The sequence below is a fragment of the Methylobacterium sp. Leaf89 genome (assembly GCF_001422215.1).
Lineage (GTDB): Bacteria > Pseudomonadota > Alphaproteobacteria > Rhizobiales > Beijerinckiaceae > Methylobacterium.
The window spans coordinates 760,696-773,470 of sequence record NZ_LMML01000028.1 but is presented as its reverse complement, the minus strand read 5'-3'; the positions used below and the strand labels follow the sequence as shown (position 1 = coordinate 773,470).

13 protein-coding genes are annotated in these 12,775 nt (G+C 70.4%); 5 read left to right on the top strand and 8 right to left on the bottom strand.

What is annotated here, in order from left to right; all coding sequences use genetic code 11:
• Positions 1 to 18 precede the first annotated feature (18 nt).
• Positions 19 to 1,590 carry a DUF6880 family protein gene (locus tag ASF18_RS14795; RefSeq protein WP_244472712.1) on the top strand — a complete coding sequence of 524 codons (1,572 nt, stop codon included), beginning with the start codon at positions 19 to 21 and terminating at the stop codon, positions 1,588 to 1,590.
• Between the two features lie 13 nt (positions 1,591 to 1,603).
• On the opposite strand, the gene ASF18_RS14790 is transcribed toward ASF18_RS14795, so the two are convergent.
• Together ASF18_RS14790 and ASF18_RS14785 are read right to left on the bottom strand one after the other, a co-directional pair.
• A complete protein-coding gene (locus ASF18_RS14790; RefSeq protein ID WP_056275450.1) occupies positions 1,604 to 1,963 on the bottom strand; it encodes a DUF427 domain-containing protein in 360 nt (119 codons plus the stop codon).
• A complete protein-coding gene (locus ASF18_RS14785; protein ID WP_056275448.1) occupies positions 1,960 to 2,841 on the bottom strand; it encodes a methyltransferase domain-containing protein in 882 nt (293 codons plus the stop codon). The genes ASF18_RS14790 and ASF18_RS14785 overlap by 4 nt, the downstream gene beginning before the upstream one ends.
• A 115-nt stretch (positions 2,842 to 2,956) precedes the next feature.
• On the opposite strand from ASF18_RS14785, the gene ASF18_RS14780 reads away from it, so the two are divergent.
• A complete protein-coding gene (locus ASF18_RS14780; protein WP_056352590.1) occupies positions 2,957 to 3,187 on the top strand; it encodes a hypothetical protein in 231 nt (76 codons plus the stop codon).
• A gap of 49 nt (positions 3,188 to 3,236) precedes the next feature.
• Complete coding sequence (locus ASF18_RS14775; protein ID WP_056352588.1) at positions 3,237 to 4,001, top strand: ComF family protein; 765 nt, start codon at positions 3,237 to 3,239, stop codon at positions 3,999 to 4,001.
• A 10-nt stretch (positions 4,002 to 4,011) separates the two neighbouring features.
• Here ASF18_RS14775 and ASF18_RS14770 read toward each other — a convergent pair whose 3' ends face one another.
• The 3 genes from ASF18_RS14770 to ASF18_RS14760 form a co-directional block, all read right to left on the bottom strand.
• The gene (locus tag ASF18_RS14770) at positions 4,012 to 5,268 is read right to left on the bottom strand and encodes an MFS transporter (protein ID WP_056275699.1); all 1,257 of its coding nucleotides are present in this window, start codon (positions 5,266 to 5,268) and stop codon (positions 4,012 to 4,014) included.
• Between the two features lie 381 nt (positions 5,269 to 5,649).
• Positions 5,650 to 8,400: a PAS domain S-box protein gene (locus ASF18_RS14765; protein WP_056352586.1), complete on the bottom strand. Its 2,751-nt coding sequence runs from the start codon at positions 8,398 to 8,400 to the stop codon at positions 5,650 to 5,652.
• Between the two features lie 212 nt (positions 8,401 to 8,612).
• Positions 8,613 to 8,861, bottom strand: coding sequence for a hypothetical protein (locus ASF18_RS14760; protein ID WP_056214919.1), 249 nt, complete (start codon positions 8,859 to 8,861; stop codon positions 8,613 to 8,615).
• Between the two features lie 334 nt (positions 8,862 to 9,195).
• Here ASF18_RS14760 and ASF18_RS14755 point away from each other — a divergent pair, with 334 nt between their 5' ends.
• Positions 9,196 to 10,116 (top strand): L,D-transpeptidase, encoded by a 921-nt coding sequence (locus ASF18_RS14755; RefSeq protein ID WP_056214916.1) that lies wholly within the window; start codon positions 9,196 to 9,198, stop codon positions 10,114 to 10,116.
• A 98-nt stretch (positions 10,117 to 10,214) separates the two neighbouring features.
• Here ASF18_RS14755 and ASF18_RS14750 read toward each other — a convergent pair whose 3' ends face one another.
• The 3 genes from ASF18_RS14750 to ASF18_RS14740 all read right to left on the bottom strand — a co-directional run bounded on the left by ASF18_RS14750 (position 10,215) and on the right by ASF18_RS14740 (position 11,290).
• A complete protein-coding gene (locus tag ASF18_RS14750; protein WP_055947626.1) occupies positions 10,215 to 10,409 on the bottom strand; it encodes a hypothetical protein in 195 nt (64 codons plus the stop codon).
• A 174-nt stretch (positions 10,410 to 10,583) separates the two neighbouring features.
• Positions 10,584 to 10,946, bottom strand: coding sequence for a DUF6481 family protein (locus ASF18_RS14745; RefSeq protein ID WP_274534727.1), 363 nt, complete (start codon positions 10,944 to 10,946; stop codon positions 10,584 to 10,586).
• Between the two features lie 134 nt (positions 10,947 to 11,080).
• On the bottom strand, positions 11,081 to 11,290 hold the full coding sequence (locus ASF18_RS14740; protein WP_055947623.1) for a cold-shock protein: 210 nt from the start codon (positions 11,288 to 11,290) through the stop codon (positions 11,081 to 11,083).
• Between the two features lie 582 nt (positions 11,291 to 11,872).
• On the opposite strand from ASF18_RS14740, the gene ASF18_RS14735 reads away from it, so the two are divergent.
• The gene (locus ASF18_RS14735) at positions 11,873 to 12,769 is read left to right on the top strand and encodes a helix-turn-helix domain-containing protein (protein WP_056214913.1); all 897 of its coding nucleotides are present in this window, start codon (positions 11,873 to 11,875) and stop codon (positions 12,767 to 12,769) included.
• The last annotated feature ends 6 nt before the right edge of the window (positions 12,770 to 12,775 follow it).

The following is a 12,775-nucleotide window of genomic DNA, read 5'->3' as shown; positions in this document are numbered from 1 at the left end:
GGAGAGGGAGAACGGTGCATGGCACGCAGGGCAGCGGCGAAACCGGCGACGAAGGCGGCGGCCGTTCGGCCGCCCGTTGCGGACACGTCCGCCGCGAGCAAGCCCGAGCGCGCCGCGAGCGCGCCCAAGCGCGCCGCGAGCGAGCCCAAGTCCGACGCGAGCAAGCCTAAGCGCGCCTCGCGAAAGACCACGCCGAGCCCCGAGACCCTGACCGCGCTCGGGCTGGAGCGCCTGATCGGCCTCGTCCTGTCGGAGACGGCGCGGAACCCGACCTTCAAGAAGCTGGTGACCGCGGCGGTGGCGAGCCTGCAGGGGCCGGACGCCATCGCGGCGCTGATCGACCGGCGGCTCACCGCCCTGGAGCGGGGCCAGGGCTACATCGACTGGCAGAAGCAGCGGGCCTTCGCCGCCGATCTCGACGCCATGCTCACCACGGTGGTGACCGAGCTCGCCGCCCTGGACCCGCGGGCGGCCCTCGACCGGCTGATCCGCTTCCTCGGCGGGGCCAACGACGTCCTCGGACGCGCGGAGGATTCGAGCGGGCGCATCCACGGGGTCTACGAACGGGCGGTCGATGCGGCCGCTTCCCTGATCGTCGATCTCCCCGCGGAGGCGGCGGCCGGGGTCGCCACGGGGCTAGTGACCCGCCTCGGCGCCGACGGGTACGGCTTCGTGGAGACCCTGATGCACGACCTGATCCCGCGGCTGCCGGAGGCAGCCCTGCCCCCCCTCGACGCGGCCCTCGCGGACGCCACGCCCCCGGCTTCGGAAGTCCGGACCGGCGGCGAGAAGGCGTGGGCGTCTCAGCTCGCCCGCAGCCGCCTCGTGCGCATGCGCCAAGCCCTCGCCGACCGGGCCGGCGACGTCGATGCCTTCATCGCCTTCGAGCAGGCGGTGTCGCCCGAACAGCCGGACCGGGTGCGGATCGCCGAGCGTCTGCTGGCGGCGGGCCGGGCCCCGGAGGCCCTGGACTGGATTCGCCGTCCGCAGAAGCGGGGACCGGTGGTGGTCACCCGGGAGGCACTGCTCACCGGGCATTTCGACCCCGATGCCCCGGAACGCGCGCGACAGGCCGTGGAGATCCGCATTCTGGACAGCCTCGGCCAGACGCAGGCCGCGCAGGCCCTGCGTTGGGATGCCTTCGGGCGCAACCTCGACCCCGCGATGCTGCGGGCCTACCTCGCCAAGCTGCCCGACTTCGAGGACGACGCGGCGCTGGATCGGGCCTTCGATCAGGCGCAGGCTCATCCCGATCGCTACCGGGCGCTCGCCTTCCTAACCCACTGGCCGAATTCGACCCGCGCCGCTCGCCTGGTCATGGCCCATCGCGGCAGCTGGGACGGGAGCCGCTACGAGATCCTGGCGCCCGCCGCCGAGGCCCTGGAGCGGACGCAGCCGGAGGCGGCGGCCGAGCTCTACCGCCTGCTCATCGATTCCATCCTCGAGCACGGGCGCAGCGCCGCCTACGGCCACGCCGCCCGCTACCTCCAGGCCCTCGACGGCCTGACGGAGGATCCGGAGGCCTACCGCGGCACGCTGCGCCGGCTTCACGGGCGCAAGGCCGCGTTCTGGTCCCAGGTCCGGGACTGAGGGCCGGGCCTGCTCAGTCCTGCTCGATCGGGTCGATCTTGTCCGGATAGAACGCGAGGTGCCCGGCGATGGCGGCCACCGCCGGATAGGGTGCCTCGTAGCTCCAGACCGCGTCCGGCCGGGTGGCGTCCGGCGTCGTCAGCGTGAAGTAGCGGGCGTCACCCTTGTAGGGGCAATGGCTGTGGCGGGCGCTCGGGGTGAAGTGCGCCCATCGGGCATCGGCCCGCGGAATGTAGAAGACCGGCGGATAGTTCGCCTCGGTGAGCACGAGGGCGGACTCGGTCTCCGCGATGAGCGTCCCCGCGAGCCGGAGACGCAACTTCCCCGGATGCGGCGCGACGGTGATCGGATGGTCGGGTCCGGGCTCTCTCATGATTCCTGTCCCTCGGTCTTGCGTTCGGTGGTGCCCAGGGCCTCGGCGAGGCGCGTCTGGGCGGTGCCCGGCTTCAGGGGCTTCTGCTGGCTCTCGTGCGGAGCCCAGCCGGAAAGCCACAGGATCTCGAAGCTGGCACGCAGGCGCCCGTCCGGATCGGCGAAGCGCTCGGCGTAGAGCGCGGCGGCCCGCAGAAGCGTGTCGCGGCGCAGGGGGGTCCGGCGGCGGTCGACCAGGACGTTGGTCAGCCCCATGGCACGCAGGTCGTGCATGAGCGCAAACGGGTCGCGGTAGCGCACCGTGACGGTCTCGACGTCGGTGACCGGCAGGGCGAAACCGGCCCGCTGAAGCAGGCTGCCCATCTCGCGGACCTCGGCGAAGGGGGCCACGCGCGGGCTGACGCCGCCCTCCACCTCGCTCTCCGCCTGCCCGAAGACCTGGCGCAGCTCGGTCAGGGTCCGGCCGCCGAGGAGGCAGCCGATGAACAGCCCGTCGGGGCGCAGAGCCCGGCGCAGCTGCGCCAGGGCACCCGGCAGGTCGTTGACGTGCTGCAGGGCGAGGAGCGAGACGGCGAGGTCGAACCGGGCGGGCGCCAGCGGCAGGGCTTCGGGGTCGGCCAGCACCGCGCCGGCCTCCGCCCGGGGTGCCAGACGGGTGACGTGCCCGACCCGGCCGGAGGCGCGCAGGCGCTCGGCGGCGAGGGACGCGGGGGTGCCGAGGTCGACGGCCTCCGTGAAGGTCCGCAGCACCGCGCCGAGGCGGTCGTCGAGATCGTCGACGACCCGGCGCAGCAGGAAGTCGGCATAGCCGGCCCGGTGGGCACGGGCGAGGCGGCGGCGGGCGAGGCCCGTATCGAACAGCGGAGGCGCGGTCATCACGATCTAGATGGCGCGCCTGCAGCGCGAGCGCCAGCCGCTACCGGGACGGAACGTGTCTCCGTCCCTCGCTGTTGAGGCCCAGCGATTCGACGACGAATCGAGGAGATCAGACGCCATGAAGTCCATCCTGTTCGGCGCGGCCCTCACCCTCGCGGGCATCAGCCTTGCCACCACCGGAGCCGAGGCCAAGGGTTGCATCAAGGGCGCCCTCGTGGGCGGCGTCGCCGGCCACGTGGCGGGTCATGGCGTCCTCGGCGCCGCGGCCGGCTGCGCCGTCGGCCGCCACCAGGCCAACAAGCGCGACCGCGAGCAGAACCCGGCCCAGCCGCAGCCGCAGGCCCGCTGAGAACAACCAGGGGTCGCATCCGCTTGGTGCGGGTGGTAGGATGGCCGTCATGGCTCCTGTCGCCCGCGCCGTCACCACGGGATTGCGGGCCGCCCTCCGCGGCGGCCTCGCCCTCGTCTATCCGCCGACCTGCCCCGGCTGCGGCGGCGCCATTGCCGACCCGCACGCCCTCTGCGCCCGCTGCTGGTCGGGGCTGCGCCTGATCGCGCCGCCTTGCTGCGATCGCTTCGGGACCCCCTTCGCGGTCGATCACGGAACCGGCGCCCTGCTGTCCCCCCGCGCGATCGCCGATCCCCCGGTCTTCGCACAGGCGCGGGCGGTGGCGCTCTACGAGGGCGTCGCCCGCGACCTCGTGCACCGGCTGAAATATGAGGACCGCCTGGATCTCGGCCCTGTCCTCGCCGGGATGATGGCGGGGGCCGGCGCGGCGCTCCTCGCCCGCGCGGATTGCCTCGTGCCGGTGCCGCTCCACCGCTGGCGCCTGTGGCGCCGCCGCTTCAATCAGGCCGCGCTCCTGGCGCGCCGGATCGGCCGGATCGCCGGGCGGCCTTTCGAGCCGGGCGCCCTCGCGCGCGTGAAGGCGACGCGCCCGCAGGTCGGCTTGAGCCGGGTGGCCCGGGCGACGAACCTCCAGGGCGCCTTCCAGGTGCCGGAGTCGATGCGCCCCCGGCTGCAGGGGCGGCGCATTCTCCTGATCGACGACGTGATGACCACCGGCGCGACGGCCAACGCCGCCGCGCGGGTGCTCCTGCGCGGCGGCGCGGCGGCGGTGGATGTCCTGACCTTCGCGCTGGTGGCGGAGGAGATCGGCTGAGGGGCGCGGTTCAGGCCGTCAGCGGGCCGAGACGGCCGGCCTCGGCGGGCTCCGGCGTGCCCGGCGTCAGCACCTTGCCGCGCGGGCCGACCCAGGTGCCGACCCATTTGCGCTGCCACACCAACAGGCAGACCAGCACGAGCGCGGCGAAGACGGCGTAGCCGACGAAGCCGAGGGCGAAGGAGCCGGTATACTGCTTCGACAGGCCCATCACGTTGGGCAGGATGGCGCCGCCGAGGGCTCCGACCTCGCCGATCATCGAGCCGGCCACCGCTGTGTTGGCGGGCCAGCGCAGGGGCACGAGCTGGAACAGGGCGCCGTTGCCGGCCCCGAGGGCGGCGAAGCACAGCATGAACAGGGCCGTGGTCAGCGCCAGGGAGGGCGACGCGGTCAGGAGCAGGAACGAGCCCACCGCGGCGATCAGCACGACGGACAGCACCAGGATGCCCCCGAGGCGGTCGGCGAAGTAGCCGCCGGCGACGCGGATGCCGGATCCCATCAGCGCCGCCAGCATGGTCAACCGGCCGGCCTCGACCTTTGTCACGGCGAACTGCTCGTAGAAGAAGGTCGGCAGAAAGTTCGACAGGCCGATGAAGCCGCCGAAGGTGATGATGTAGATCAGGTTGAAGGCCCAGCCGTCCTTCTGGAACAGGCAGGAGACGTGCTCCCGGAAGGACTGGTGCTCGGCGTCCGGCGGCTCCTTGGCGAAGACGATCATGACGATGAGCGGGATCGCCATGACGCAGCCGGCGAAGCCGTAGACGGTCTGCCAGCCATAGGCCTGGGCCAGGGGCGGCGCGAACAGCACGGCCAGCACGGTGCCGGAATTGCCCGCCCCGGCGATGCCCATGGCGAGGCCCTTGTGCTCCTTGGGGAACCAGCCCGAGCCGAGGGACAGGGCGACGCCGAAGGAGGCCCCGGCGATGCCGAGGAGCACGCCCATGGCGAGCACCTCGTCGTAGGTGTTCACGTAGAAGAAGCCGAAGGCCATCGCGAACATGATCACCGTCATCTCGGTGATGGCGGCGTTCTTGCGGCCGATATACTGGGCCAGCACCCCGAGCGGGAAGCGCATGATCGCACCGGCCAGGATCGGCAGCGAGATCATGAATCCGGTCTGGGCCGGGGTCAGCTTGTAGGTCTCGGTGATGAACGGACCCATGGCGCCGTTGAGCACCCAGATCGCGAAGCAGAAATCGAAGTAGAGGAAGGCGGCGAACAGGGTCGGAGGATGACCGGATTTCATCACGGTCTTGAAGCTGGCCATGGAGTGCGTCTCGAGGTTCGCGGCCGCAGGGCGGCCGCTCATGCCAAGGGATCCGGACTCACGCCGTCCGCATGCGGAGCGCCTTTGCTCCGCGCGTCGCCGACCGGCGACGGATCGAGCCAAGCACCGAACGTGCCAGTTTTTCGGAATGCCGTTCCTCGCCACGCCGACCCGATGCGCTGGCCTTCGCCTGCGGCGGTCCACGGCGCCGGGTCGCCGCGCGAGACGGCACTGCCCAGGAAATGTCCAGGGTCGAGGCGCCGGCATGCGGCGACTCGTACGAAAGTCGTTCGATCCCTTCCGGAGGGCGGATCCGGGCTTGGCTCGAGCGCCGCGCAGGCGTGCCGATCCGGGGACCGCTTCGATCGAGCGCAGCCCGTCTCAGCCGTCGGCCTGGAAGGCCGCCAGGGGCGCGGCGATGGCGCAGGTGACGCCGTCGGCGGGGAAATCGAGGGCGATGGTGCCGCCGACCTGGCCGGCGAGCCCACGCTCGATGAAGCGCGAGCCGAACCCCTTGCGGGTCGGCCGCGTCACCGGGGGGCCGCCGATCTCGGCCCAGGAGAAGGCGAGGGTCGGCTCGCCGGCCTCGTCGCGGACCTCCCAGCGGATCGCCACGTGGCCATCCTCATCCGAGAGCGCCCCGTACTTGGCCGCGTTGGTGGCGAGTTCGTGCAGCATCAGCGCCAGGGACAGGGCCGGCTTGGCACCGATCTCCAGGTCCGGCCCGTCGAGGCGGAAACGGCCCGCGCGATCCTCGTGCAGCTTCAAAGCGCCACGCACCACCGGGCCGATCAGGGTGCTGCCGAGGGCGCCGCCCATCAACAGGTCATGGGCTTGGCCCAGGGCGATGAGGCGGCCGGCGAGCACCTCCTTGGCCGTGTCCACATCGATGGCGCTGCGCATGGTCTGGGTCGCGATCGACTGCACCATCGCCAGCAGGTTCTTCATCCGATGGCTGAGTTCGCGGTTGACCAGCTCCTGCTGCTCCTCGGCCCGCAGGCGGGCCACGGCGGCGCGGGTGCGGTCGACGACGTTGCGCACGAAATCGAGGATGTCCGGCGTCCAGTCCCGCCGCTTCGAATCGTGCAGGCAGAACACCGCCACGAGCTGCCCGCGCTCCATCAGCGGCAGGTTGATGACGGTGCGCACGTCGAGGGCGCGGAAAGCCTCGAATCGGTCGGCGGTGCGGGGGTCGGTCTCCACGTCCGCGATGACGACGTCGCGCCCCTGGCGCAGCTCCGACAGGTAGGAGCCGTAATCGGCGTAGCGGTGGCGCCCGACGAGGGTGCTCGCCCCCGGCACGGTCCAGTCCCGGATGATGTCGAGATAGACGCCCGAATCGTCCACAACACCGTAGGCGGCGCGGGTCAAGCCGAGGGTCCGACCCGCGATCTCGGCGGCCACGAACGCGATTTCGCCGGGATCCTGCAACTCCCGCAGGCGCTCACCGAGCTCGACCAGGGCCGCCTGACGCTCCTCGGCGCGCTTGCGCTCGGTGATGTCCACCGACGCGCCCGGAAACCGCAGCGGCGTCCCGTCGGCGGCGCGCACGAGGCTTCCGCGGGCGATCACCCAGCGATGGGAGCCATCCGGCTGGAGGATCCGATACTCGCAGGCGAATTCCTTGGCCCCCGCGAAGAGGCGGTCGAGCTCCTCCTGGAATCGCGGCAGGTCGTCCGGGTGGAAGTTCCGGATGTAGTCCGCCAGGGGCGCGCCCAGGGCGGCGCGCTCCGGATCCACGGTGTAGATCCGCGCGAAGTTCGGATCGGCATAGACCACGTCGTCGCGCAGGTCCCAGTCCCAGGTGCCGATCATGCCGGAGGCGTTAAGGGCGAGGCTCAGGCGCTCCTCGCTCCGGCGCAGCCGGGCATTGGCCGTTTTCCGTTCGGTGATGTCCGTCAGGGTCAGGACGGCGCCCTGCACCACCCCGTCCTCGACGATGGGGGCGTTGCTGGTGATGACGTCGATGGGTGATCCGTCCTGACGGAAGAACGTCGCCTCGCGGTCGCGCAGGGCGACGCCGCTGCGAAGGGAGCGGACGACCTCGCAGTCCTCGCGCGGGAACGGCCGCCCGTCGGGATGGTGGTGATGGGCCGTGTCGTGGAGGTTGCGGCCGATCAGGCTGCCGCGGGGCCAGCCGAGCATCGCCTCGGCGGCCGGATTGGCGAAAATGACGACGTCGTCCTCGTTCAGGCGGAACACCGCCTCGCTGAGGTGATCGGTGACGGTCTGCAGGAGGGCCGTCTGCTTGCGCAGGGCCTCGTCCGCCTGGCGCTGGGCCGTGCGGTCGCGCAGGATCTTGAGATAGCCGACCTGCCGGTCCGCCTCATTCATGAGGGGCATCATCTCGCCCATGCCCCAGAAGCGCGAGCCGTCCTTGCGCATGTGCCAGCGCTCGTCGTTGGCCCGGCCGAGATCGCGGGCGACGCGCATCTCGTGATCGGGTATTCCGCGCGTCCGGTCCTCCGGCGTGAAGAAGAAGTCGGCGGGCTGGCCCAGAATCTCGGCCTCGCTCCAGCCGAGGACGCATTCGGCGCCTGGATTCCAGCTCGTGACACGGCCGGCGAGATCCAGGGTGACGATGCCGTAATCGATGGCGCTCCCGATGATCGCCGCATTGTGTCGGTCGCTCGCGCGGCGCTCCTTCAGGGCGCGCCGCAGGTTGAGCTCGGTCATCACCTGGCCGGCGAGGGTGCGCAGGATGAAGCCCTGCGCCTCGGAGAGCTGGCGCGGCCGCGTGTCGAGGACGCAGAGGGTCCCCAGGGCCGTCCCCTCCGGCGTGCGCAGGGGCATGCCGGCGTAGAACCGGACGTGCGGTTCGCCGGTGACGAGGGGATTTTCCGCGGTGCGCGAATCCCGCGTCGTGTCGGGGATGACGAAGAGCCCGTCCTGCCGCACCGCGTGAGCGCAGATCGACTCCGTGAGCGCGGTCTCGGGGCGCGCGAAGCCGACCCGGGCCTTGAACCATTGGCGATCGGTATCCACCAGGGAGACCAGGGAGACCGGCATCTCCAGCAGCCGGGATGCGAGCGTCACGATGTCCTCGAACGCGTCCTCGGGCGCGGTATCCAGGATGTCGTAGCGCGCCAGAGCCTCGGGCCCCGTCTCGGGCGCATCGCCGGTCCTACTCAATCGTCCCTCCGGCCACGCTCCCCCCGATGCCCTTCGGCTCGGACGATCCTGCACCCTTGATCCTCGCACAGGACCGACGACGGTCGATCCGACGCGTGCCCCGCAAGCTTTAGCGAAGCGCGGGCGATTGTCCTACGTTCAACCGCCGGCGGATCATCAATTTCGCGCAAATGAATTTTGCACGGATGCATTCGGGCGGTGCGCGGGACGCCTTACCGGCAGACCGTGATGCTGCGCACCACCCAGCCCTCGTCGGCCTGCCAGAGCTTGCGCCGGGTGCGCTGGCAGGTGGGGTTCTCCGGCTCGCTGGAGGTCCAACTCGTCACCGGAGCGGCGGGCTCCGCGACGCGCGCGGTTCGGCTGCGGCCCGCCTGCCCGTCCGTGGGCACGAGGAAGACGAGCAGGAGGACCGCGAGCGCCGCAGGGCGCGCGCGGTGACGGGGACGCGGGGGGACCGGCACGGGTCGCGTTCCATGTATTCGAGAGAGGGCTTGGCGGAGGACCACCTATGTCGGCACGACGCGGCACATTGCAATCGATCGCCCATCCCGGCCGGGGGCTGATCACCGCTTTTTCATAGACATGGTGAAAGCACGATGCCGGCGTATTCGCGCGGGTCTTCGGAAGGTTTTCCGGATGGTTTCCAGACCCTATGATTGTGCCCGCACTGCATCGCCCCCGAACTTTGGTGCCCCTGCAGGGCTGCCCGTCGTTCAGATGACGTGACGGCTCTGCGTCGACTTGCTAGGCCCGGGCTCGAACGACCCATCTCCGACGACTTCCCGAGCAACGTCCATGCCTCAGACGACCCGCCGCACGCTTCTCACCGGGGCGACGACGAGCCTCGCGCTTCTCACGCCCGTCGGGTCCGCCCTCGCGCAGGGGCGCGGCCTCTTCGGCGGCGCCATCGATGGGAATGGCCCCTACGACGATGAGCGCCTCTATCGCGACGAGGAGGGACGGCTCTACCGTCGCCGGGGCGGCCAGTACGTGCCCTATTCCGAGCGTGGATCGGACCGCGGGTTCGAACCGGCGCGCAGCCAGCGCGGCCGCGCCGTGGCGGACGATCCGGATGCGGATCTCTACGCCCCGCGGCAGGTGCCGCCCGCCTCGGTGCAGCAGGCCGCTCCGGCCAAGCCCGTCGACGATGGTCCCATCGACTTCAACCGCGCCTACGCGGCGGTCACCGACGAGCCCTTCCCCGTCTATGCCTTCAACTGGCGCAAGGCGAACCCGTCCTTCCTGCGCCAGGAGGTCGCCTATACGGGTTCGGAAACCCCGGGCACGATCGTGGTCGACCCGCGGGCCCATCACCTCTTCCTCGTCCAGCCCAATGGCCGGGCGCGTCGCTACGGCGTGGGCGTCGGCAAGCAGGGCTTCTCGTGGGCCGGCGCCTCGACGGTGAACTCCAAGCAGATGTGGCCGGACTGGTATCCGCCCAAGGAGATGATCGCCCGCACGCCGAAGCTGGCGCGCTCCGTCTCCCAGCTCCAGAGCGGTCTCGGCGTGCCCGGCGGTGCGCACAATCCCCTCGGGGCCCGGGCCCATTACCTGTGGCAGGGCAACAAGGACACGCTCTACCGCATTCACGGGACGCTGGAGCCGGAGTCGATCGGCAAGAGCGTGTCGTCGGGTTGCATCCGGATGATCAACCAGGACGTCATCGATCTCTACGGCCGCGTCGAGATCGGCTCACGCGTCGTGGTGCTGAGCTGACGGAAAACGGCCTCCCCCTCACGTCGTGAAGGGGAGGCCGCGGCCTGCATATTCGCCCTGAGGGTGTGGGCTCCGCGCCGGGCGCGGAGGCGGGCCGCTCAGGCCTCGGTGATCTCGCCTTCGCGCACCGCGCGCTCGCTGCTCCCGGACTTGATCCGGTAGAACGGCTCGCCGGTCTGATCCTCGGGGACGAGGCGGACGATCTCGAAGACGTCGGAGATATCGCTCTTCGGGGCGGTGTAGCCGATCTGGGCGCGACGCACGCGCTGGCCGATCTTGAACTTGTGGGACATGGCGCTTGTCTCCTCGGTGGAGGTTCGGCGGACTGACGTCGCGCCTGAGGTGGGCCCGCCCGTCGCGGCGGCCCCGGTGATGCGGTCTCGTCCCGAGGGACGGAACCGTCGGGCGGATCCGCGCCGAATCCGCCGTGGGGTCGCGGGATCGAACGATCCCGGCGACGGAAACCGTCAGCGGCGCGCCTTGGCCTTGCGGGCGGCGTAGCGCGCATCGCGCTGAGCCTTCTGCTCCAGGCGTGCGGCAGCGGCCTGCGCCACCTTCTCCTCGGCGGCGCGAATTTCCTCGGCGGCCTGACGCTCGCGCTCGGCCTCGGCCTCCGCGGCGCGCTGCGCCTCGGCCTCGAGCCGGGCCTGCTCGCGGGCCGCGACGCGAATCTCGCGCTCCCGGGCGATCTGAGCCCGCTCGGCCTTGCGGGCGACCACGACCGGATCATCCGCGGCCGGGCGGTCACGGAAGCGGGCCAGCGCCGCGGCACGGGCTTCGGTCGCGGCCTTGAGGCGGTCGGTCATCGAGTTCGGGTTGAATTGGCTCACACAGGATCCTGTCATGCGGGACGCCGCCGACGGCGCGCTCCCCTGGAATCGGGTCTCAGAACACAAGCAAGCCGCCTCCCATCCGGGAAGCGGCTCTCGAAACAGGTTGGGCTCCACACGGGAGCCCGCCGTGATCAGACGGTCTGGAGGCTGCCGGCGGACTGCTTGCCGCTGCGCTTGTCGGTTTCCATCTCGTAGGAGACCTTCTGGCCTTCCGCGAGGCCGCGCATGCCGGCGCGCTCGACGGCCGAGATGTGCACGAACACGTCGCTTCCGCCATTATCCGGCTGGATGAAACCGAAACCCTTTGTCTCGTTGAACCACTTAACAGTACCGACAGCCATCGTATTCCTTCGCCCTTGCGGGCTTCATCTACCGGAGGTCCACGCGATCATGCGCGGCCGTCTCCGTCATCAGTTCAAGACAGAGCTCTCTGGCACACGATTTCGTAACGAAACCGCGCCATCGAGGTTCAGCCGTTGAATTGATGGCTAATCTCTACGCGCTTCGCGGCCGATTAGCAAATCGAATTTCAAATCCCGCGGCACGGGACGCAAATCCCGCGGCCGAAATATCTGTGCCGGCCGGGTGTATCTCTCGCTTTCTTCGCGGAATATCCCCTCGAGATTCTGGTCCCGGGGCATCGTTCGCATCGGGTCCGTGCGGTCCAGATCCGTGGGCGCGGGTCGTGCCGACCGCAGCGCCTCCGGCAGGGCCGCGGCCTGCCGTACGATCCGGTCGCCGGGGCGGAACCGGATGACGCCATTCCTATTAACGACATCGATCCCGCGCCCAACAGTCGTGACCCGGCCTTGCACGCTTCGCCATCCGTCCAACACCCTCCAGACGGGACTTTCCCACTCCGGAGCGTGCAGTTCTCAAGCGGCGATTACCCTCAGGAAGACGCCGCTCAGATCTATCAATTGATGTTTGCCAGCTCTGCGCTGGTGACGCCCCTGGCGACGCCCTTCCACGTGGAAATCACCAGTTTCTGGTCGGAACACCTGCGGTTTCATTTCATGGACGGCGTTCCGTTCCTCTTTCACCGGACGGCGCAGAAGCTCGGCTTCGATGGCCTCGACGCGATCGTTCTCCAACATGTCGAGACCGGCGACATCGTCGCCAACTTCGATGGCCGTGACGTGCGGACCGGGGCCGGGTCCGTCTACGCCATCGACTTCTCCCGGCCCGTGCTCATCCGCGACGCTCCGGACATCCCCCGGCAACGCCGCAATTTCGTCGGGATGCCGCGCGCCTTCGCCCGCCGCTGGTTCGGCCCCCTGGATGCGATCCACGGCCTCGTCATTCCGCCGGACATCGCCGCGCCCTACACCGCCCATCTCCTGCGCTTGCGGGACCGCCTGCCGCACTGGACCGCCCTCGACGCCGAGGCCGTCGCCCAGACCGCGACCCTGATGGCCCAGGCCATCACCGCCGCCCTGGGTCACGGCACGTCCCTCAGCGATCCGGCGCGGCTGCACCAGAAGGCCCGTCTCTATATCGAGGCGAATCTGGGCAATCCCGACCTGAGCGCCGCGGAGGTCGCGCGCAGCATCGGCGCCTCGCGCTCCAGGCTCTTCGCGATGTTCCAGCCCGTCGGCGGCGTCGAGTGCTTCATCCGCTCCGCCCGGCTGGAGCGCATCAAGGCGGCCCTCAGTGCGCCGGCGCAACCGCACCCCATCGCCGTGCTCGCCGAGGCAGTCGGGTTTCGCAGCTCGGCCCAGCTCAGCCGGCTGTTCCGGCAGCATTACGGGATGACGCCGTCGCAGTTCAGCGCCAGAGCCGATCCCGGCGGCGTCCGGCGGATCAGCGAGCGGGCGTGAAGCGGA